Consider the following 19,311-nt stretch of genomic DNA (forward strand, 5'->3'; position numbering starts at 1 on the left):
GGCCGACAGGGCTGGGCAGGTCGGGGACGGACAGGACCGGGCGGGCTGGACGAGCGCGCGGAGCCGACTACGGTGACGGGATGAGCAGCGGCGAGTCGACGACCGACCGGTTGGCCCAGAGCGACCGGCTCACCCCGGCCGAGGTGACCGAGGTGCTGGCCCTGGCCCGGTTCGCGGGCGACACCGACGGTGCCGACCCCTTCGACGAGCACACCCTGCTGCGGCTGCGCGACCCGCAGGCGTCGGCCCGGCACCTGACGGCCCGCGCCACCGACGGCACCCTGACCGGGTACGCCCACCTGGACACCACCGACCCGACGTCCGGGGTCGGGGTGGAGTTGGTGGTGCGCCCGGGTTTCCGGCGGCGGGGCACCGGACGGGCGCTGGCCCGGGGCGTACTCGCGGCGGCTCCCGGCCCGGCGCGGGCCTGGGCGCACGGTGATCACCCGTCCGCCGCGGCGCTCGCGGTCGACCTGGGCCTCACGCGGGCCCGGGTGCTCTGGCAGTTGCGTCGGTCGCTGACCGACCCGGTCTCGCCGCCCCGCCTGCCCGACGGGGTGACGCTGCGCTCCTTCCGCCCCGGCGAGGACGACGACGCCTGGCTCGCCGTCAACGCCCGCGCCTTCGCCGAGCACCCGGAGCAGGGCCGGTGGACCGCCGACGACCTGCGGGCCCGACTGGCCGAGCCGTGGTTCGACCCGGCCGGTTTCCTGCTCGCCGTCGACTCCCCGGGCGGACGGCTGCGCGGTTTCCACTGGACCAAGGTGCACGAACGGCCGGGCGCGGCCCGGATCGGCGAGGTCTACGTGGTGGGGGTGGACCCGGACGCGCACGGTGGCGGTCTGGGGCGGGCCCTCACCACCGCCGGGCTGGCGTACCTGCGGGACCAGCGCGGGCTGGACCGGGTGATGCTCTATGTCGACGAGTCGAACACCGCCGCCGTCTCGCTCTATGAACGGCTCGGCTTCGCCCGCTGGTGCGGGCACGTCAACTACCACCTGGGCTGAGACTCCCCCCGGCCATGGCCGGCCGGCTCCGCCGGCGCGACCGGCGGTCTCCGTGCGGTAACGGCGGGGCAACGCCAGGATAACGGCTGCCCGGATATATCGCATCAATGCGGATACCGGGACGGCAGTTCACCTAACGGACAACCCTCCCTCAGGCAGCGGTCACCTTTCCGGCCGGGGCTGTTCATGCCCCGTTCACTTCCGACCGGCGAACCGTCTACCTGGCACTTCTAGCTTTCGTGTCAGCCGGTCAGCGCCGGCACTCGGGCCCCAATCCGGGCGACCTGACCAAAGACGTGAAGGGAAACCCCTCAGGTGAAGCTCCAGCGGCACGGCGCCATTGCCTGCCTCGCTCTTACTGCGGTGCTCGGCCTCAGCGCCTGTGGCTCGGACAACAACGAGCCGGCCAACACCTCCGCCTCCGCCTCCGGCTCGGCCAGCGCGGCCGACTGCGGCAAGGGCACCCTGAACGCGCAGGGCTCCTCCGCGCAGAAGAACGCCATGGCCGAATGGATCAAGGCGTACCAGCAGAAGTGCGGCGGCACCACGATCAACTACGAGCCCACCGGCTCCGGCGCGGGCATCCAGGCCTTCATCGCCGGCACCGCCGACTTCGCCGGCTCCGACTCCGCCCTCAAGCCGGAGGAGCAGCCGCAGGCCGACGCCAAGTGCACCGGGGGCGCGGCGCTCAACCTGCCGATGGTGATCGGCCCGGTCGCGGTCGTCTACAACGTCGGCGGCCTGGACAACCTCCAGCTCAAGCCGGCCACCCTGGCGCAGATCTTCGCCGGCAAGGTCACCAAGTGGGACGACCCGGCCATCAAGGCCGACAACCCGGACGCCAAGCTGCCCGCCACCGCGATCCAGACGGTGCACCGCTCGGACGAGTCGGGCACCACCGACAACTTCACCAAGTACCTGTCCAAGACCGCCGCGACGGACTGGACCTTCGGCAACAACAAGGCGTGGAAGGCCCCCGGTGGGCTCGGCGCGCCCAAGTCCGACGGCGTCGCCGCCAAGGTCAAGAGCACCGAGGGCACGATCAGCTACGTCGAGTGGTCGTACGCCGAGAACTCCGGTCTGAAGAAGGCCAAGGTGCAGAACGGCGCCGGCGAGTACACCGAACTGACCGCCGAGTCGGCCGGCAAGACCATCGCCGGAGCCAAGATCGAGGGCCAGGGCGACGACCTCAAGATGTCGATCGACTACGCCACCAAGGAGGCCGGGGCGTACCCGATCGTCCTGGTGACCTACGAGATCGTGTGCAGCAAGGGCACCGCCGCCGACAAGCTGCCGCTGATCAAGGGCCTGCTGGGCCACGCCGCCAGCGCCGAGGGCCAGACCGAGCTGGTGGAGCTGGGCTACGCCCCGCTGCCCGACTCGGTCCGTACCAAGGTCGAGGCTGCGGTCAAGAACCTCGGCTGACCGTCCCCAGCGACAACACCTCCTCAAGTCGAAGCGAGCGAGCAGATGGGTGAAACCCCTCACCGCTCGGCACACGCCGGCACCGGCGGGCATCCCGTGACCCAGGGTCACGAGCGGTCCGCCGGTGCCTCGGCGCGTGTTGCCGAGGCACCAGTCAGCCTCCGTACCCCCGATGACGACCATGGCCTGGGCGGAGGCGGCGGGCTGCCCCGGGCCCGCGCGTTCGGCGCGGAACGGGCGTTCCGTGGCCTGACCCTGGCCGCCGGCGTCACCGTGCTGGTCATCATCGCGGCCATCGCGGTCTTCCTGATCGCCAAGGCCGTCCCGGCGCTGCGGGCCAACAGTGCGAACTTCTGGACCTTCGAGGGCTGGTTCCCCAACGACGATCCCGCCACGTTCGGCATCGGCGCGCTCGCCTTCGGCACCCTGCTCACCGCCCTGTTGGCGCTGCTGATCGCGGTGCCGGTGGCGCTGGGCATCGCCCTCTACCTGTCCCACTACGCGCCGCGTCGGCTCGGCACCGCCCTGGGCTTCGTGATCGACCTGCTGGCCGCCGTGCCGAGCGTGGTGTTCGGCCTGTGGGGGCGGGACTACTTCGTCGGGCCGGTCGCCGACCTGTCGGCCTGGCTGCACACGTACTTCGGCTGGATTCCGATCTTCGGCGACGGCCCGTACGGCAACTCGATCCTGCTCGGCTCGCTGGTCCTGGCGATCATGGTGCTGCCGATCATCACCTCGCTCTCCCGCGAGGTGTTCCTCCAGACCCCGACCGCCAACGAGGAGGCCGCCATCGCGCTGGGGGCCACCCGCTGGGAGATGCTGCGTACGGCGGTGCTGCCGTACGGCCGGCCGGGCATCATCGCCGCCGTCATGCTCGGCCTCGGGCGGGCGCTCGGCGAGACCATCGCGCTCGCGCTGACCCTCGGCTCGACGTACGCCATCTCGTTCAACATCCTCGCCAACGGCGGCAACAGCATCGCCGCGAACATCGCCAACCGGTTCGCGGAGGCCAACGAGACCGGTCGGGGCGCGCTCATCGCCTCCGGCCTGGTGCTCTTTGCGATCACGCTGATCGTCAACATCACCGCGCGGGCGATCATCTACCGCCGCCGCGAGTTCACGGAGTCGGCCGCATGACCACGACGCTCACCCCCCGCCGTTCCCGCCCGCCGGCCCAGCCGGACAGCCTGCGGGCCAGGCGACTGCCCGGGTACGCCGCCCCCGCCCTGGCGGTGCTGGCCCTGCTGCTCTCCGCCGGCATCGTCTACGGCGTCGACCTCGGCGGCCCGGTCCTGGTCGTGGTGTTCGGCGTACTGCTCTATCTGGCCGGGCTGTTCACCGCCGCCAACGCGGTGGAGGGCCGCCGGTCGGCCCGCAACCGGGTCTGGAGCGCCCTGATCCACTCCGCCCTGGTGCTGGCCGTGCTGCCGCTGGCCTCGGTGGTGTGGACGCTGGTCAGCAAGGGCACCGCCCGGCTCGACGGCGACTTCTTCGGCAGCTCGATGAACAACATCGGGGCCCGCGACGCCAACGGCGGCGCGTACCACGCCATCGTCGGCACCCTGCAGCAGGTCGGCATCGCCACCGCGATCACCGTCCCGCTCGGCGTGCTCTGCGCGATCTACATCGTCGAGTACGGGCGCGGCCGGTTCGCCTTCGCCATCCGGTTCTTCGTCGACGTGATGACCGGCATCCCGTCCATCGTCACCGGCCTGTTCGTGCTGGCCTTCTGGGTGCTGATCGTGTCGCCGTGGTTCAACGACGGCCGGCCCAGCTTCTCCGGCTTCGCCGCCGCGCTCGCGTTGAGCGTGCTGATGCTGCCGACGGTGGTCCGCTCCACCGAGGAGATGCTGCGCCTGGTCCCCCCGCCGCTGCGCGAGGGGGCGTACGCCCTGGGCGTACCGAAGTGGAAGACCATCCTGCGGGTGGTGCTGCCCACCGCGCTGCCCGGCATCGTCACCGGCATCATGCTCTCCATCGCGCGGGCCGCCGGGGAGACCGCCCCGGTGCTGCTCGTCGCCGGCGGTGGCGCGGCGATCAACTTCAACCCGTTCGAGAACAACCAGTCCTCGCTGGCCCTCTTCGTCTACCAGCAGGCCGGCGAGGCCTCGAAGTACTCGCCTGCCCGGGCCTGGACGGCGGCGTTGACCCTGGTCGTCCTCGTGCTCGTCCTCACCGTCGCCGCGAAGCTGCTGGCCCGCCGCAACCGGCTCGGCCGATGAACCCCGGAGGTACCACCATGGCCAAGCGCATCGACGCCACCGACGTGACCGCCTACTACGGCGGTTTCAAGGCGATCGAGAACATCAACCTGACGGTCGAGCCGAAGACGGTCACCGCCCTGATCGGCCCGTCCGGCTGCGGCAAGTCGACCTTCCTGCGGTCGATCAACCGGATGCACGAGGTGCTGCCGGGCGCCCGGGTCGAGGGCAGCCTGACCATCGACGGTCAGGACGTCTACCACCGGGACGTCGACGTGACCGCCGTCCGCCGCATGATCGGCATGGTGTTCCAGCGCCCCAACCCGTTCCCCACCATGAGCATCTTCGAGAACGTGGTGGCCGGGCTGCGGCTCAACGGGGTCCGCAAGAAGTCCATCCTGGACGAGGCGGCCGAGCGGGCGCTGCGCTCGGCGAACCTGTGGGACGAGGTCAAGGACCGCCTCGGCAAGCCCGGCGCGGGCCTGTCCGGTGGCCAGCAGCAGCGGCTCTGCATCGCCCGGACCATCGCCGTCGAGCCGCAGGTGGTGCTGATGGACGAGCCCTGCTCGGCGCTGGACCCGATCTCGACGCTCGCCATCGAGGACCTGATGTTCCAGCTCAAGGACAAGTTCACCATCATCATCGTCACCCACAACATGCAGCAGGCCGCCCGGGTCTCCGACCGCACCGCCTTCTTCTCGATCGAGAAGACCGGCGACCCCGGCCGGCTCATCGAGTACGACAACACCCAGAAGATCTTCAGCAACCCCAGCCAGAAGAAGACCGAGGACTACATCACCGGCCGCTTCGGCTGACCCCTGCGCCGCCCCTGCACGGGCCGGGGCGGGCCGCGTGAACGCGGGTCAGGTGAGGGTGAAGTGGGGGGTGCCGTTCTCCGGAACGTGCAGGCGGGGGGTCACCGGGGTGGCCGCGTCCCGGGTGGCCGAGGCGCGGGCCACCGCAGCCAGCGCACCGGCACCGGCCAGGTCACCGGCGGCGGCCACCTCGGCCAGGGTGACCAGGGTGGGCGGGAGCATGGTCAGCTCACCGGCCCGCGCGCGGGCCAGCGCGTCCACCGGGCGGACCCACATGGTGTGGTCGGCCTCGCCGGACACATCCCGGGTCCGCTGCCCCTCGGGCAGCAGGGCGACGAAGAAGTACGTGTCGAAGCGGCGCGGCTCGAACTCCGGGGTGATCCACCGGCTCCACGGCAGCAGCAGGTCGGACCGGAGGGTGAGCTGCCGCTCGGCGAGCAGCCCGGCGAAACCCCGACGACGTGCCTCCAGATCCTGCCGTGCACTTTCCCAGTCGTCGCCGCTGACGTCACCCACCACCGTGCCGCCGACAGCATCCCCCGCCGTGCCGCCGCCGGGGCCGGCCAGCAGCACGCCGGCCTCCTCGAAGACCTCCCGTGCGGCGGCGCACACCACCGCCTGGGCGGCGTCGGGCGTGACACCCAGCCGTCCCGCCCAGGCCGCCGGGTCGGGACCGGCCCAGTCCAGGTGCGCCTCCGAGTCCGACGGGTCGACACCACCGCCGGGGAAGGCGTACACCCCGCCGAAGGCCATCGCGGCGACCCGGCGGATGACGTACACCTCGAAGTCGGTGCCGGCCGGGCGGAGCAGCAGCACGGTGGCCGCGACCCGGGGCGGGGCCGGGGTGCCACCCTCGGCGTGGAACCGGCGGGCGTGCTCGACCAGCGCCGGCGGGGCGGGGAAACCGGAACTGTCGATCGTCATGCGCCGAGCCTAGTCCCGCCGGACGGACCCGCCCCCTCCGCCGACAACCGCCGACAGGCGACAGGCGACAGGCGGACGGGCAACGGGCGGCGGTCAGAGCAGGGGACGGGCAGCAGGCGGCGGGCAGGAGACGGGCGGCGGGGCACGTGGGCGGGGAACAGGGGGCGGCGGGTTAGCGTGAGCGCATGACACGTTGGGGGATTCTGTCCACCGGCCACATCGCCGGCCGGTTCGCCGAGGACCTACGGCTGGTGCCGGGGGCCGAGCTGGTCGCGGTCGGTTCACGTACGACGGAGAGCGCCGAGGCGTTCGCCACCCGGTACGGTGCCGAGCGGGCGTACGGCTCCTGGGCCGAGCTGGCCGCCGACGACGGGCTGGACGCGATCTACGTGGCCACCCCGCACGCCGCCCACCACGAGGCCGCCCGGGTCTGCCTGGAGGCCGGCCGGGCGGTGCTGTTGGAGAAGCCGTTCACCCTCGACCTGGCCACCAGCACCGAGCTGGTCGAGCTGGCGCGGGCCCGGGGGGTCTTCCTGATGGAGGCCATGTGGATGCGGTGCAACCCGCTGATCCTGCGCCTGGTGGAGCTGGTCCGGGGCGGGGCGATCGGCGAGGTGACCAGCGTCCGGGCGGACTTCGGGGTGGCCGGGCCGTTCCCGCCGGAGCACCGGATGCGTAATCCGGCCCTGGGTGGCGGTGCCCTGCTGGACCTGGGCGTCTATCCGGTGAGCCTGGCCCACCTGCTGCTCGGTGTGCCGCAGCACGTGCAGGCCTGGGCCAAGCTGAGCCCGGAGGGGGTGGACGAGAACACCGGCATCGTCCTCGGGTACGACTCGGGCGCGGTCGCCACGCTGGGCTGCGGCATGGTCGGGGCCACCCCGCTGACCGCCGCGATCACCGGCACCACCGGCCGGATCGAGCTGCCCGAACCGTTCTTCCGCCCCGGCTCCGCGGTGCTGCACCGCACCGACGCCGAGCCGGAGACGCTCACCGACGACCCGGCCGGCGGCGGTTACCAGTACGAGGCCGCCGAGGTGCAGCGCTGCCTGGCGGCGGGGCTGACCGAGAGCCCGCTCGTGCCGCACGCCGTCACCCTGGAGGTGATGGCCCTGCTGGACGACATCCGGGCCCGGATCGGAGTCGACTACGCCTGAACAGACAGCGGGAGGGGCACCCCGTCACCGCGCGGTGCGGTGACGGAGTGCCCCTCCCGACCAGGTCAGGTACCCCTCGGGTCACCTTCCCGCAACGGTCAGAACAGCGGACGGACCACCAGGTAGGTCAGGCAGGCGATCAGCGCGGCGGCCGGGAAGGTGATGACCCAGGCGAGCACGATGTTGCCGGCCACGTTCCAGCGGACCGCGGAGAGCCGCTTGGTGGCGCCGACCCCCATGATCGCCGAGGTGATCGTGTGGGTGGTGGAGATCGGGGCCTTGAGCACCAGGGCGTTGAAGTAGAGCACCGCGCTGGCCACGGTCTCGGCGGCGAAGCCCTCCGGCGGCCCCAGGTCGATGATCTTTCGACCGAGGGTCCGGATGATCCGCCATCCACCGGCGTACGTGCCGAGCGCCAGCATGGTCGCCGAGGTCCAGAAGACCCAGCCCGGGATGTGCGTCTTGTCGTCCTGGAAACCGCCGGTGTAGAGGGCCAGCACCACGATGCCCATGGTCTTCGCGGCGTCCTGCATGCCGTGGCCGACCGACATGGCCGCCGCCGAGGCGGTCTGCGCCCAGCGGAAGCCCCGGTTGAGCCTGCCCGGCTGCCCCTTACGGAACGCCCACAGGATGGCCAGCATCAGCAGATAGCCGAGGGTGAGGCCGACGATCGGCGACAGGATCATCGGCAGGATGACCTTCTCGCCGATGGTGACCCACTGCACGACGCCGCCGGAGGAGAGCAGGGTCGCCCCGACCAGCCCACCGAAGAGGGCGTGCGAGGACGACGACGGCAGGCCGAAGTACCAGGTGATCAGGTTCCAGGCGATCGCGCCGAGCACCCCGGCGAAGACCACTCCGAGGCTGCCCACCCCGGTGGGCAGGGTGACCAGGCCGTCGCCGACGGTCTTGGCCACGCCGGCGCCGAAGTGCGCGCCGACGAAGTTGCCGACCGCGGCGAGGCCCAGGGCGATCCGTGGGGTCAGCGCCCGGGTGGAGACGCTGGTGGCGATCGCGTTGGCGGCGTCGTGGAAGCCGTTGGTGTAGTCGAACGCCAGGGCCACCGCGATCACCGCCAGCACGGCGATGAGTTCGGGACTCACAGGATCAGGACTCCTTGACCGCGATGGTCTCGACGGTGTTCGCCACGTGCTCGAAGGCGTCGCAGGCGGCCTCCAGCTCGTCGGCGACCTCCTTCATCTTCAGCACGGTCAGCGCGTCGTACTCGCCGGAGAAGAGTCGGACCAGCAGCATCCGGTACGCCTGGTCACCGTCGTTCTCCAGCCGGTTGCACTCGATCCAGTAGTCCTCGAGGTCCTTCATCGACTTCAGCCGGGGCATCGCCTCGGCGGTCAGCTTCGCCTGGAGGTCGAGCACGTTGACCAGCTCGTGCAGCTCGCGCGGGAGCGACGGGAGCTTGGTGAGGCCGTAGAGGTAGAGCAGGTTGCCGACCGCCTCCAGGTGGTCCATCACGTCGTCGAGCAGCGAGCCCAGCCGGTAGATGTCCTCCCGGTCGAACGGGGTGATGAAGGTGGAGTTGATCTTCTTGTAGAGATCGTGGGTGATCTGGTCGCTGTCGTGCTCGACCTCGGTCAGCCGCTCGCTGACCGACTGGACGTCGACGCCGGGCAGGGCCAGCTCGTTGAGCAGCTCCGTGCCCTTCACCAGGTTCTGCGCGGCCCTGGTGAAGAGCTCGTAGAAAGCGCCCTCGGTGGGACGGAAGGAAAACTTCACAGCACGGACCTCGTCGTGTCGGTGGAAGGGTGGCCGCCGCCCCAGGGGGCGTCCGCTGATGCATGCTAGGTACCGCACCGGAGTGGGTCTCCGCCGGCCCACCCCTGGTCAGACCCGATTCACCGGTCGTTCATCTGTTGTTAACCTCGGCCGTCACCGCCGCCACTCGACAACCGCCGGCGCTCCCGTTCCACGTCGAAACCGGCAGCCGGATACCCCAGATCAAGACCCTCGAACGTCTCCCGCAGCAGGTGCGCCACCGCCCAGTCCCGGTACCACTTGCGGTCCGCCGGCACCAGGAACCAGGGCGCGGCGTCCGTGTCGCACCGCCCCAGCGCCTCCGCGTACGCGGCCTGGTAGTCGTCCCAGCGGGCCCGGGAGTCGAGATCGCTCGGCTGGTACTTCCAGTGCTTCGTCGGATCGGTCAACCGCTCCGACAACCGCCGCGCCTGCTCGTCCCGGGAGATGTGCAGCATCACCTTCACCAGGGTCACGCCACCGTCGGTCAACTCCCGCTCGAACGCGTTGATCCGGTCGTACCGGGCCCGCCAGGTCTCCTCCGGCACCAGCGCGTCGACCCGGGCCACCAGCACGTCCTCGTAGTGCGAACGGTTGAAGACCCCGACGTACCCGGGTGGGGGCAACGCCCGGCGGATCCGCCACAGGAAGTCGTGCCGCAGCTCCTGCCGGGTCGGCGGGCCGAACGAGCGGATGTGCAGGCCGAGCGGGTTCATCGCGCCGGCCACCCGCTTCACGGTGCCGTCCTTGCCCCCGCAGTCCATCGCCTGGAGCACCAGCAGCAGCCGCCCCGGCCGCCCCGGCCGCAGCTTCGACCCGCCACCGGTCGGGGCCGAGGTGGGCGCGTCCGGCCCACCGGCCGCCTTGGCGGTGGCGAAGAGCATCTCCTGCTGCCGGGCCAACCCCGCACCGATCAGCTCGACCTGCCGGCGGGCCCACGGCTTGCGGTCCTTCCCGCCGCCCGCCGCCGCCGGCAGTCCCGGGGTGGACCGGGGATCGACCGCCCCCAGGTCGATCGGTCCACCGCCCGGGGACACCCGCAACAACTCCCGCACCGTCGCACCCTCGGGTACGACGATCTCCGTCTCCTCGTCTGCGCGCATCCCCCGATCCTCGCCCACCGCCGCACCACCCGCCCGTCGAGCCGGCACCGGGCTGTCACCTTTGCCGGTGGCGGGACGTCCGGTGGGTGGGGAGAATCCGGTCGTACCCCGGGGAGGTTTGTGGTGACGGTGGACCTGGTGGCGGAGTTCGAGGCGGAACGCGGGCGGCTGACCGCGGTGGCCCACCGGATGCTCGGCAGCCGCAGCGAGGCGGAGGACGCCGTCCAGGAGACCTGGCTGCGCTACGCCGGGGCGCTCGCCGACCCGCAGCGCCGGGCCGAGATCCGGCACCTGGGCGGCTGGCTCACCACCACCTGCGCCCGGATCTGCCTCGACGTGCTCCGCTCGGCCCGGGTCCGTCGCGAGACGTACCCGGGGCAGTGGCTGCCGGAGCCGGTGGTCACGCCGTGGGACGGCGGCGTGCCGGCACCGGACGGCTTCGCCCCCGACCCGGCCGACCGGGCGGTCCGGCGCGACCAGCTCGGCACCGCCCTGCTGGTCGTCCTGGAACGGCTCAGCCCCGAGCAGCGGGTCGCCTTCGTCCTGCACGACGTGTTCGCGGTGCCGTTCGCCCGGATCGCCGAGGTGCTGGCGAGCACCCCCGAGGCGGCCCGCCAGCACGCCTCCCGGGCCCGCCGGGCGGCCACCGCCACCGACGTGCCCCGGCACACCGCCGACCCGGCCGAGCAGCGCAGGGTGCTGGCCGCGTTCGCCGCCGCGACCGAGTCCGGCGACCTCGACGCGCTGGTCCGGGTGCTCGCCCCGGACGTGGTGCTGATCGGCGACGGCGGCGGGCACTTCCCGACGGCCCGGCGACCGATCGTCGGCGTCGACCCGGTGGCCCGCTTCCTGCTCGGCCTCTTCACCCGGGCCAGCCGGTACGGCCAGCACCTGCGGGCCGCACCGGTGCTGGTGGACGGGGTGCTCGGCCTGCACCTGGAGACCGTCGCACCCGACGGCCGGCTGCTGCGGATGGTCACCGGGTTCGCCGTGCACGACGGCCGGATCAGCGGGCTGTTCCACCAGCTCAACCCGGACAAGCTCCACCTGCTGCCCGACCTCGCCCCCGACGCCACCTGGCCGCCCCGCTGGTGACCGGCCCCGCCCCGCCCCGCCCCGCCGCGACCGCACCCACCGGCCGGACCACGCCGACCCGCCCAGGCCGCACCACGCCTACCGGGGCGGGCCGCTCCCGTCGGTCGGACCAGCCGGGTCACCACCGGCCGCCGGGTCAGACCACCAGGGCCAACCACTTGCGGTAGGCGGAGGCGAACGGCTCGGTGCCGTCGCCGAGGGCGGTGAGCAGCCGGGCCGCCGCCGCCTGCGCCTGCGCCACCACCTCGTCCGGATAGCCGAACCGGACCCGGTGCTCGGCGAACTCGTCCTCGTCGCGCAACTCCACCAGGCCGGTGCTCCGGCGGCGCACCACGTCCAGGTCGAGGTCGATCAGGTGGACGGTGTCGTCACCCTCCCAGCGGGCCGGGGTGGTGATGTCGCAGTAGACCTCGCTGGTCCGCGGCGGCGGGTTGAACATGCCCGTCCACCAGGCCCGGTGCGGCACCAGCAGGACGAAGGGAATCTGCTCCACCGAGGGCCGGCCGTGGTAGACCGACGCGGTGCCCTCGGTCACCCCCAGCCACACCCCGAGGTCGTCCTCGGCCAACCGACGGGCCGGGTAGTCGCGATGGGCGCTGCCGTCGTACTTGCGGTAGATCACACGGACCACGTCGCTCGGCATGAGTCGCACCCTAGCCGATTCCGCCCACTCGTCGCCGCAGGGAGTTGAGCGGTCCGGGGTGGCGACAATCCGGACGGTGACCGCGCCACGCGGGGGGCAGCGGCGCGTCCACTGTCGGCGGCGGCGGGTACCGTCGCACGGTGACTCCGCCCCGTACCGCCGCCGGCCCCAGCACCCCGTCGGCCCGCTCCGGCCGACGGCGCGGTGGCCGGCCGAGCGGCACCGAACTGCTCGCGGCGGCGGTCGGCGCGGTCCCCGGCGGCGCCACCCGGCCGGGCCAGCAGCAGATGACCGAGGCGATCGAGCACAGCGTCGCCGCCCGCGAGCACCTGCTGGTGCAGGCGGGCACCGGCACCGGCAAGTCGCTTGCCTACCTGGCCCCGGCGTTGACCGTGGACGGGCCGGTGGTGGTCTCCACCGCCACCCTGGCGTTGCAGTCCCAGCTGGTCGAGCACGACCTGCCCCGGCTCGCCGACGCGGTCGAGCCGCTGCTCGGCCGCCGCCCCACCTTCGCCGTGCTCAAGGGTCGGCACCACTACCTCTGCCTGGCCCGGTTGGACAACTCCACCGAGGACGAGCCGGAGGACACCCTCTTCGACGCCCCCGCCGCCCGGCCGGGCGGCGGGACGAAGTGGCTCGGTGAGGCCGGCCGGATGGGCAAGCAGATCCAACGGCTGCGCGACTGGGCCGAGAAGACCGACACCGGCGACCGGGACGAGCTGGACCCGGGCGTCGACGACCAGGCATGGCGGCTGGTGTCGATGCCCGCCCGCGAGTGCGTGGGGGCGTCCCGCTGCCCGTTCGGCCAGGAGTGCTTCGCCGAGGCGTCCCGGGCCCGCGCCCGGGAGGCCGACGTGGTGGTCACCAACCACAGTCTGCTCGCGGTGGACATGCTGGCCGGCCGGCACATCGTCCCGCCGCACAAGCTGCTGATCATCGACGAGGCGCACGAGCTGGCCGACCGGGTCTCCTCGGCCGCGCAGGCCGAGCTGGTCCCGGAGCTGATCGACCGGTCCGCCCGGCGGGCCCGGCCGCTGCTGCGGCCGGACGTCGCCGACCGGCTCACCGAGGCCGGTGACGCGCTCGCCGTCGGGCTGGCCGAGGCCCCGGCCGGTCGGCTCACCGGCGGTCTGCCCGGCCCGTTGCGCGAGGCGTGCACCCTGCTCGACGCGGCCACCCGGGCCGCGCTCGACGCGATCGGCGACGTCAAGGCCGACGACCCGGACCCGGTCCGCAAGCAGCAGGCCAAGGCCGCGCTGGACGAGCTGTCGACCACCGCGCAGCGGCTGCTGGAGGAGGCCGACCACGACGTGGCCTGGGTGGAGAAGCCGGACAACGGCAGCCGCCGGGCGCTGGTGGTCGCGCCGCTGTCGGTCGCCGGCACCCTGTCCACCCACCTGTACGACGAGCGCACCGTGGTCGCCACCTCGGCGACCCTGGCGCTGGGCGGCCGGTTCGACACGGTGGCCCGGGCCCTCGGTCTGGACGCGCCGCCGCCCGCCCCGCCGTCCCCGGCCGCCGCCGCGTTGGCCACCGCCGCCGCCGGCCGGTCGACCGGCGTCGTACCGGGCGGGGCACCGGGTGCCGGTCCGGTGGCGACCACGCCGGGCAGCCGGGCCGCCACCGGCGTCGTACCGGCCACCTCGGGGCCGGGCTGGTCGTCCCTCGACGTCGGCTCACCGTTCGACTACGCACGGCAGGGCATCCTGTACGTCGCCGCGCATCTGCCCCGCCCCAGCGTCTCCGGGCTGCCCGAGGCGGCCGGCGAGGAGTTGCTGACCCTGGTCGGTGCGCTCGGTGGTCGTACCCTCGGGCTGTTCTCCTCCCGACGGGCCGCGCAGCAGGCCGCGGAGCTGGTCCGGGCCCGCACCGACCTGCCGGTGCTGCTCCAGGGCGAGGAGGCGCTGCCGCTGCTGGTCCGCCGGTTCCGGGAGGAGCGGTCGAGCTGCCTGTTCGGGGTGATGTCGCTCTGGCAGGGGGTGGACGTGCCGGGCGACTCGTGCCAACTCGTGGTGATCGACCGGCTGCCCTTCCCGCGTCCCGACGAGCCGCTGGCGGCGGCGCGGGCGGCGGCGGTGGACGCGGGCGGTGGTTCCGGCTTCTCGGCGGTCAGCGTGCCGATCGCCGCGGTCCGGCTGGCCCAGGGCGTGGGTCGGCTGATCCGGGCCACCGGCGACCGGGGGGTGGTGGCGGTCCTCGACTCGCGGCTGGAGACGGCGCGCGGCTACGGCCCGTTCCTGCGCCGCTCGCTGCCGCCGTTCTGGTACACCACCCGGCCCGAGGTGGCCCAGGGCGCCCTGGAACGCCTCGCCAAGGTCTGACCACGCGGAAGCCGCCCGCTCCCGCAGGGGAACGGGCGGCTTCTCGGCTGTCGGACGACCGGCCTGACCAGGGGTCGATCGGACCGGCCCCGGTCAGGGGGCCTCGGAGGCGACCACCACGGCGTCCGGTGGGGTGTCCGGCACGCTGCGGGCGGCCAGCCGGCGTACGGCGGTGTTGAGCACGGCGATCAGCGGCACCGCGACCAGCGCGCCGGTGATGCCGGCGAGCACCACACCGGCGGCGATTCCGATGATCACCGCGAGCGGGTGGATGGCCACCGCCCGACCCATGATCAACGGCTGGAGCAGGTGCCCCTCGACCTGCTGCACACCGATCACCACGCCCAGGATGATCAGGGCGGTCACCGGGCCGCTGTCGACCAGCGCCACCAGCACCGCCACCACCCCGGAGAGGAACGCGCCGACGATCGGGATGAACGCGCCGAGGAACACCAGGGCGGCCAGCGGGAAGGCGAACGGGACGTCGAAGACGACCAGGAAGATGCCGATGCCCACCGCATCGATGAACGCCACCAGCACGGTGGCCCGCACATAGGCACCGAGCGTGGCCCAGGAGGCCCGACCGGCGTCGTCGACCTTCCACCGGGCGGCGACCGGCAGCAGGCGGACCAGGAACCGCCAGATCCGGTTGCCGTCACGCAGGAAGAAGAAGGTGGCGAAGAGCACCAGGACCGCGCCGGTGAGCAGCTCGGCCAGGGTGGTGGCGGTGGCGAGGGCACCGCTGGTGAACTTCTCGGTGTTGCCGTTGATCCAGCCCTGCGCCTCTTCGATGTACCGGTTGAGCTGGCTGTCGGACAGGTGCAACGGGCCGGTCTTGAGCCAGTCCTGGATCTGCCGTACCCCCTGCGACGACTTCTCGCTCAGCTCCGGCACCCCCTGGATGAACTCGTTGACCACCAGGGTCAGCGTGCCGAACACCGCGACCAGGCCGCCGACCATCACCACGGCGGTGGCCAGCGAGCGGGGGGCCCGGACGCGCAGCAGCCAGCCCACCGCCGGGGCGAGCAGCGCGGAGAGCAGCAGCGCCACCAGCAGCGGGATGATCACGATGCTGATCGCCCCGACGATCTTCAACAGCGTCCAGGTGACCGCACCGATCACGATCAACCGCCACGACCAGGCGGCAGCGATCCGCAGGGCGTGCGGCACGTCGGCGTCATCGCGGCTGGAGGTGGAGTGGTACAGGGCCGCCGGAGGCTCGGCGCCGACCACCGTCGCCGACGGGGCCGCCACCGGGCCGGGCGACGCGGGGGTGGCCACTCCGGTTCCCTCGGGCGCATCGGCCGGATCGGCACGCCCCGCGCGGCCCGACTCCCGCCCGGACTCGTACGCGCGGCGGAGCCGGCCGCGTACCCGCTCGAAGCGGCTCAAGCGCACCTCCTGCTGAAGAACGACACACCGGGTCGCCTGGGGCGACGGCCCGGACAGGGTACGTCCGGGAACCCGCCAGCGTAGGACAGTTCCGCCACTCAATGCCCCGCGCGGCACCAGCTCAACCCGCCCGTGCCGCATCGGCTCAACCACCGGGTGGACGCCACCGGAGCACACGGTAGCGTCTTGGCGTGACCGTCGACCCGAACCTCGACACCGGCCTGCCGATCCGCCTGCTGCACGACCGGGTGCTGGTGAAGGTGGACGGCAGCGAGGGCGAACGCCGTTCCACCGCCGGCATCGTCATCCCGGCCACCGCCGCCGTCGGCAAGAGACTGGCCTGGGCCACCGCCGTGGGAGTCGGCCCGCACGTCCGCGCCGTGGTGGCCGGCGACCGGGTGCTCTTCGACCCCGACGACCGCTCCGAGGTCGAACTGCACGGTCGGGGGTACGTGCTGTTGCGCGAGCGCGACGTGCACGCCGTCGCCGCCGAGCGGGTGGAGAGCGAGCCCACCGGCAGCACCGGCCTCTACCTGTAGGCGTACTCGCCGTCGGGCATCACCCGCCTGTCCCGCTGGTTCACCCGGCGTCCGGTTGGCGGCCGGCACGCATCCCCCCGTCCGCGCGTTTGCCCGGCCCCTGGCCCGCCCACCTACCCGGCCCCTCGGTGTTTGTCCAGCCTCCCGGTTTGTCCGGCTTCCTGGTGGGAAGCCAGGCACGTCCAGGTGCCCTGGGGAGGGACGATGCCGATTCTCGTGAAGAAGGTGCTGCTCTGGGGCAGCGTCGCCTTCCTGATCTACTTCATGGCGTTCCGCCCGGACGGGGCGGCGCAACTGTTCAAGGGGATCGGGGCGGCCCTGATGGCGATGGCCCAGGGCCTCGGCGACTTCCTCACCACCCTGATGACCTGACCGGTCCCGGCCGGGCACGATCCGAACACCCACGCGGGACGCGGCTGCGCCTCGCAGTGGTCAGATGTTCAGCAGCCCGCCGTTGCGCAGCACATCGTCCTTGATCGCGATGAGATTCGCCGAGACGTACGGGATGTGGTGCGTCTGGTGCCATTCGCTGGGGAAGTACGTGACCAACCGCGACGCCTGGAATCGGCACCGGATCTCCGGCACGAAACGAGAGTAGTTGGCGTCCGTGAAATACCAGAAAGAGTTCTCGTTGTAGAACGCCACGTGCGTCGGGTCCTGGTAGGCGCCTCGACCGTCGGTGCTGGGGGTCAGCGACAACAGCATCCCGTTCGGAGCGAGCAGCCGGTACAACTCGTTGAAGAGTGCGATCTTGTCCGGAATGTGCTCCAGGAAGTCCACGGCCCTGATGACCCCGACGCTGCCGTCCGGCAGATCGACTCCCTTCGTCACATCGCAGACCAGGTCGACGCCCGGCCCGTCGTGGTAGTCCAGACCGAGATAGCCCTCCGGCTTGTTGTGCGCGGCACCCAGGTCGAGCGCCTGGAGTCCCTGCCGCCGCGACCAGGCCAACGCGTTCTGTTGGATGTTCCGGTCGTAGATCTCCACCGTCCGCTGCTGAATGCGGGCGTTGAACTCCGGAATACGCTGCGTGTTCTTGGCGTGCATGCGCTGCAGGTAGAGGCATTTCTGAATGTGGTGGAACTCGCTCACCTGGTAGATCCGCGCCATGAGGTCGGCGTCATCCGCGACGTCGAGCGACTCGTCGTATCCGCCGACCTTCTCGTAGATGTCCCGGCGGAAGGCCCGCACGTGGTTCGGTGCGTACCAGATGTAGCTCACGTTGTGCGGCGTCGGCGGCAACGCCCGACAGACCAGCACCTCGCGGCCGTCCACCTTCTCGTCGTAGTGCCGCCAGCCGAACGAACTCGCGAAACGGTCCTCGCAGCGGCCACCGTCCTCCTGGATCTGGGCGGTGTCGCTGTAGACGAACCCCACCTCCGGGTGGGAGTCGAAGGCGTCGACAATTTCCTGCAGGCAGTCGCTGCTGAGCAGATCGTCGTCGTCGAGTTCGACCAGGATGTCCCCGGCAGCCTCGGCGCAGGCGAACGCCTTCACGGCACCCACACCGTTGAGGTCGTCCTGGACGACGAGCCGGATGCGATCGTCGTGCGCCTCGGGCCGCCACCGGGACCCCTGGTTGAGAATGACCACCCATTCCCAGTCGGTGAAGGTCTGCGCCACCAGCGACCGGAAGCACTCGTCGATGAAGCGGGTGCGGTTGCTTCCGGTGAAGACCGTTACACGCGGTGTGTGCATCGGGTCGGTCACCTGCCCGTCGGGGCGGGCCGGTACTTCGCCGGTACGGCAGAGGTGAGTCCCTTGTCCAGCCGGATGGCCGCCTTGAAGGCGTCCCGCGCCGCCGCTTCGTCACCGGACTTGGACAGCAGCAAGCCCAGTCGGAGGTAGGCGGTCGACGCCTTGTCGTCGATGGACACGACCTTGCGGTAGATCTCCATCGACGTCGTCGGCGCCTTGCCTTCCAGAACGATGGCCTTGTTGTAGAGGGCCGGCTTGTAGTCGCCGTCGGCCGCCAACGCCTTGTCGTAGTTGCTGATCGCCTCGTCGACCTGGTTGCGCGACTGTGCGATGAAGCCGAGGTTGAACCAGGCGAACTTGTTGTCGGCCTCGTCGGCCAGCACCTTCTCGAAGCTGGCCTTCGCCGTGTCGTAGTCACCGGCCTGGCCCTGCTCGACACCGAGTTTCAGGAGATCCGCCGGCGTGGATCCGGTGTGGGAACCGCCGTTCGTACTGTCGCTGCTGCCGGAACTGCTGGCCTGCGGCTTGTCGGCGGGTTTAGCGCTGCACGCCGGGACTCCGACAAGCAGGACCGCACCACAGGCAAGTGAACCGAGTATCTGACGCGTGCTCATTTCTCCTCCTTGACGGTACTGGGGCGGTTCGGCCGGCTGGTACGGCCACTGTTCTTCGCCGTTGCCCGATCCGACCTGTCGGCCGCAGGGGCGAGCGCCAACGGCATGGCGGGCGAGATGCAGGACACCCAGATGTCGGCACCACCGCCGGTGAAAGTGAACTGGTAGCCGCTGATCGAGAGCGGCTGGATCAGCACCGGATTCACGCCCGCACCCGAGAGTTGGTATCCGGTGCCGACAGCGATGTCTCCGGGCACGCACCCGAAATCAACGGGGGTGTCCGCGATCACGGTCAGCGGGCCCTGAATGTAGGCCGCCTGGATTCCGTTGCCCGCCGTTCCCTGCGCGCCCTGAGCACCCTGAGCACCCTGCACGCCCGCGCCCTGAGGTCCCTGAGGTCCCACGTCGCCCTGGGCACCTTGTACACCCTGAATGCCCTGTGGACCGATGGCACCCTGCGCGCCGACGTCGCCCTGGGCACCCTGGAAGCCCTGCGCACCCTGAACCCCTGCCGCACCCGCGACACCCTGCGGCCCCTGCACACCCGCATCGCCCTGCGCACCCTGCACGCCCACGTCGCCCTGCGCACCCTGCGCGCCCTGCGCGCCCGCGACACCCTGCGGCCCCT

19 protein-coding genes and 2 pseudogenes are annotated in these 19,311 nt (G+C 71.8%); 12 read left to right on the forward strand and 9 right to left on the reverse strand.

The window, feature by feature from the left end:
• Positions 1–80 precede the first annotated feature (80 nt).
• The 5 genes from mshD (at position 81) to pstB (ending at position 5,448) form a co-directional block, all read left to right on the forward strand.
• On the forward strand, positions 81–1,007 hold the full coding sequence (gene mshD, locus GA0070216_RS09830) for a mycothiol synthase (RefSeq protein WP_091242507.1): 927 nt from the start codon (positions 81–83) through the stop codon (positions 1,005–1,007).
• A gap of 315 nt (positions 1,008–1,322) precedes the next feature.
• Positions 1,323–2,432 carry a phosphate ABC transporter substrate-binding protein PstS gene (gene pstS / locus GA0070216_RS09835; RefSeq protein ID WP_091242510.1) on the forward strand — a complete coding sequence of 370 codons (1,110 nt, stop codon included), beginning with the start codon at positions 1,323–1,325 and terminating at the stop codon, positions 2,430–2,432.
• A 45-nt stretch (positions 2,433–2,477) separates the two neighbouring features.
• Positions 2,478–3,569 carry a phosphate ABC transporter permease subunit PstC gene (gene pstC, locus GA0070216_RS09840; protein ID WP_091242513.1) on the forward strand — a complete coding sequence of 364 codons (1,092 nt, stop codon included), beginning with the start codon at positions 2,478–2,480 and terminating at the stop codon, positions 3,567–3,569.
• Positions 3,566–4,654, forward strand: a complete 1,089-nt coding sequence (gene pstA / locus GA0070216_RS09845) for a phosphate ABC transporter permease PstA (protein WP_091242516.1) — start codon at positions 3,566–3,568, stop codon at positions 4,652–4,654. Before pstC ends, pstA begins: the two co-directional genes overlap by 4 nt.
• A 17-nt stretch (positions 4,655–4,671) precedes the next feature.
• A complete protein-coding gene (gene pstB, locus GA0070216_RS09850; protein WP_091242519.1) occupies positions 4,672–5,448 on the forward strand; it encodes a phosphate ABC transporter ATP-binding protein PstB in 777 nt (258 codons plus the stop codon).
• Positions 5,449–5,496: 48 nt separating this feature from the next.
• On the opposite strand, the gene GA0070216_RS09855 is transcribed toward pstB, so the two are convergent.
• Positions 5,497–6,372 carry an NUDIX hydrolase gene (locus tag GA0070216_RS09855; RefSeq protein ID WP_091242522.1) on the reverse strand — a complete coding sequence of 292 codons (876 nt, stop codon included), beginning with the start codon at positions 6,370–6,372 and terminating at the stop codon, positions 5,497–5,499.
• Positions 6,373–6,557: 185 nt separating this feature from the next.
• Between GA0070216_RS09855 and GA0070216_RS09860 the strand changes: the two genes are divergently transcribed.
• Entirely contained in the window at positions 6,558–7,526 is a 969-nt protein-coding gene (locus GA0070216_RS09860) for a Gfo/Idh/MocA family protein (RefSeq protein WP_091242525.1), read from the forward strand.
• Positions 7,527–7,624: 98 nt separating this feature from the next.
• On the opposite strand, the gene GA0070216_RS09865 is transcribed toward GA0070216_RS09860, so the two are convergent.
• The 3 genes from GA0070216_RS09865 to GA0070216_RS09875 form a co-directional block, all read right to left on the reverse strand.
• Positions 7,625–8,629, reverse strand: a complete 1,005-nt coding sequence (locus tag GA0070216_RS09865; protein ID WP_091242527.1) for an inorganic phosphate transporter — start codon at positions 8,627–8,629, stop codon at positions 7,625–7,627.
• Positions 8,630–8,633: 4 nt separating this feature from the next.
• Positions 8,634–9,260, reverse strand: a complete 627-nt coding sequence (locus GA0070216_RS09870) for a DUF47 domain-containing protein (protein ID WP_067311399.1) — start codon at positions 9,258–9,260, stop codon at positions 8,634–8,636.
• Between the two features lie 140 nt (positions 9,261–9,400).
• Positions 9,401–10,381 carry a PPK2 family polyphosphate kinase gene (locus GA0070216_RS09875; protein WP_091242530.1) on the reverse strand — a complete coding sequence of 327 codons (981 nt, stop codon included), beginning with the start codon at positions 10,379–10,381 and terminating at the stop codon, positions 9,401–9,403.
• Between the two features lie 123 nt (positions 10,382–10,504).
• On the opposite strand from GA0070216_RS09875, the gene sigJ reads away from it, so the two are divergent.
• The gene (sigJ, locus tag GA0070216_RS09880) at positions 10,505–11,476 is read left to right on the forward strand and encodes an RNA polymerase sigma factor SigJ (RefSeq protein WP_281190406.1); all 972 of its coding nucleotides are present in this window, start codon (positions 10,505–10,507) and stop codon (positions 11,474–11,476) included.
• Between the two features lie 136 nt (positions 11,477–11,612).
• Here sigJ and GA0070216_RS09885 read toward each other — a convergent pair whose 3' ends face one another.
• Complete coding sequence (locus GA0070216_RS09885; RefSeq protein WP_091242533.1) at positions 11,613–12,119, reverse strand: DUF402 domain-containing protein; 507 nt, start codon at positions 12,117–12,119, stop codon at positions 11,613–11,615.
• Between the two features lie 140 nt (positions 12,120–12,259).
• Here GA0070216_RS09885 and GA0070216_RS36565 point away from each other — a divergent pair.
• Together GA0070216_RS36565 and GA0070216_RS36570 are read left to right on the forward strand one after the other, a co-directional pair.
• A pseudogene (locus GA0070216_RS36565) lies at positions 12,260–13,621 on the forward strand (ATP-dependent DNA helicase); the annotation flags it as partial.
• A 132-nt stretch (positions 13,622–13,753) separates the two neighbouring features.
• Positions 13,754–14,440: pseudogene (locus tag GA0070216_RS36570) on the forward strand (ATP-dependent DNA helicase); the annotation flags it as partial.
• A gap of 93 nt (positions 14,441–14,533) precedes the next feature.
• Here GA0070216_RS36570 and GA0070216_RS09895 read toward each other — a convergent pair.
• Complete coding sequence (locus GA0070216_RS09895) at positions 14,534–15,889, reverse strand: AI-2E family transporter (protein WP_342670714.1); 1,356 nt, start codon at positions 15,887–15,889, stop codon at positions 14,534–14,536.
• 134 nt (positions 15,890–16,023) lie between these two features.
• On the opposite strand from GA0070216_RS09895, the gene GA0070216_RS09900 reads away from it, so the two are divergent.
• Positions 16,024–16,371, forward strand: coding sequence for a GroES family chaperonin (locus GA0070216_RS09900; protein ID WP_091242545.1), 348 nt, complete (start codon positions 16,024–16,026; stop codon positions 16,369–16,371).
• A 204-nt stretch (positions 16,372–16,575) separates the two neighbouring features.
• Entirely contained in the window at positions 16,576–16,743 is a 168-nt protein-coding gene (locus GA0070216_RS34445) for a hypothetical protein (RefSeq protein WP_176738891.1), read from the forward strand.
• Between the two features lie 60 nt (positions 16,744–16,803).
• Here the strand turns inward: GA0070216_RS34445 and GA0070216_RS09905 are convergent, their stop codons facing one another.
• The 3 genes from GA0070216_RS09905 to GA0070216_RS36050 are packed head-to-tail and all read right to left on the reverse strand — an operon-like array spanning position 16,804 to position 19,057.
• The gene (locus GA0070216_RS09905) at positions 16,804–18,069 is read right to left on the reverse strand and encodes a glycosyltransferase (RefSeq protein WP_091242757.1); all 1,266 of its coding nucleotides are present in this window, start codon (positions 18,067–18,069) and stop codon (positions 16,804–16,806) included.
• A gap of 8 nt (positions 18,070–18,077) precedes the next feature.
• Complete coding sequence (locus GA0070216_RS09910) at positions 18,078–18,683, reverse strand: tetratricopeptide repeat protein (RefSeq protein WP_091242549.1); 606 nt, start codon at positions 18,681–18,683, stop codon at positions 18,078–18,080.
• Positions 18,680–19,057, reverse strand: a complete 378-nt coding sequence (locus GA0070216_RS36050; protein ID WP_218108154.1) for a hypothetical protein — start codon at positions 19,055–19,057, stop codon at positions 18,680–18,682. The genes GA0070216_RS09910 and GA0070216_RS36050 overlap by 4 nt, the downstream gene beginning before the upstream one ends.
• A 45-nt stretch (positions 19,058–19,102) precedes the next feature.
• On the opposite strand from GA0070216_RS36050, the gene GA0070216_RS36055 reads away from it, so the two are divergent.
• The coding region (locus GA0070216_RS36055) for a hypothetical protein (protein ID WP_218108155.1) at positions 19,103–19,311 on the forward strand (209 nt) is incomplete at its 3' end.

This window comes from Micromonospora matsumotoense (assembly GCF_900091525.1).
GTDB lineage: Bacteria > Actinomycetota > Actinomycetes > Mycobacteriales > Micromonosporaceae > Micromonospora > Micromonospora matsumotoensis.

What these genes read in the sequence shown, in the direction of transcription:
- GA0070216_RS09885 (WP_091242533.1), bottom strand. Translation starts at nt 12,119, where the DNA reads ATGCCGAGCGACGTGGTCCGTGTGATCTACCGCAAGTACGACGGCAGC.
- pstA (WP_091242516.1), top strand. Translation starts at nt 3,566, where the DNA reads ATGACCACGACGCTCACCCCCCGCCGTTCCCGCCCGCCGGCCCAGCCG.
- pstC (WP_091242513.1), top strand. Translation starts at nt 2,478, where the DNA reads ATGGGTGAAACCCCTCACCGCTCGGCACACGCCGGCACCGGCGGGCAT.
- mshD (WP_091242507.1), top strand. Translation starts at nt 81, where the DNA reads ATGAGCAGCGGCGAGTCGACGACCGACCGGTTGGCCCAGAGCGACCGG.
- GA0070216_RS34445 (WP_176738891.1), top strand. Translation starts at nt 16,576, where the DNA reads ATGCCGATTCTCGTGAAGAAGGTGCTGCTCTGGGGCAGCGTCGCCTTC.
- GA0070216_RS09910 (WP_091242549.1), bottom strand. Translation starts at nt 18,683, where the DNA reads ATGAGCACGCGTCAGATACTCGGTTCACTTGCCTGTGGTGCGGTCCTG.
- GA0070216_RS09855 (WP_091242522.1), bottom strand. Translation starts at nt 6,372, where the DNA reads ATGACGATCGACAGTTCCGGTTTCCCCGCCCCGCCGGCGCTGGTCGAG.
- GA0070216_RS09860 (WP_091242525.1), top strand. Translation starts at nt 6,558, where the DNA reads ATGACACGTTGGGGGATTCTGTCCACCGGCCACATCGCCGGCCGGTTC.
- GA0070216_RS09875 (WP_091242530.1), bottom strand. Translation starts at nt 10,381, where the DNA reads ATGCGCGCAGACGAGGAGACGGAGATCGTCGTACCCGAGGGTGCGACG.
- pstB (WP_091242519.1), top strand. Translation starts at nt 4,672, where the DNA reads ATGGCCAAGCGCATCGACGCCACCGACGTGACCGCCTACTACGGCGGT.
- GA0070216_RS09905 (WP_091242757.1), bottom strand. Translation starts at nt 18,069, where the DNA reads ATGCACACACCGCGTGTAACGGTCTTCACCGGAAGCAACCGCACCCGC.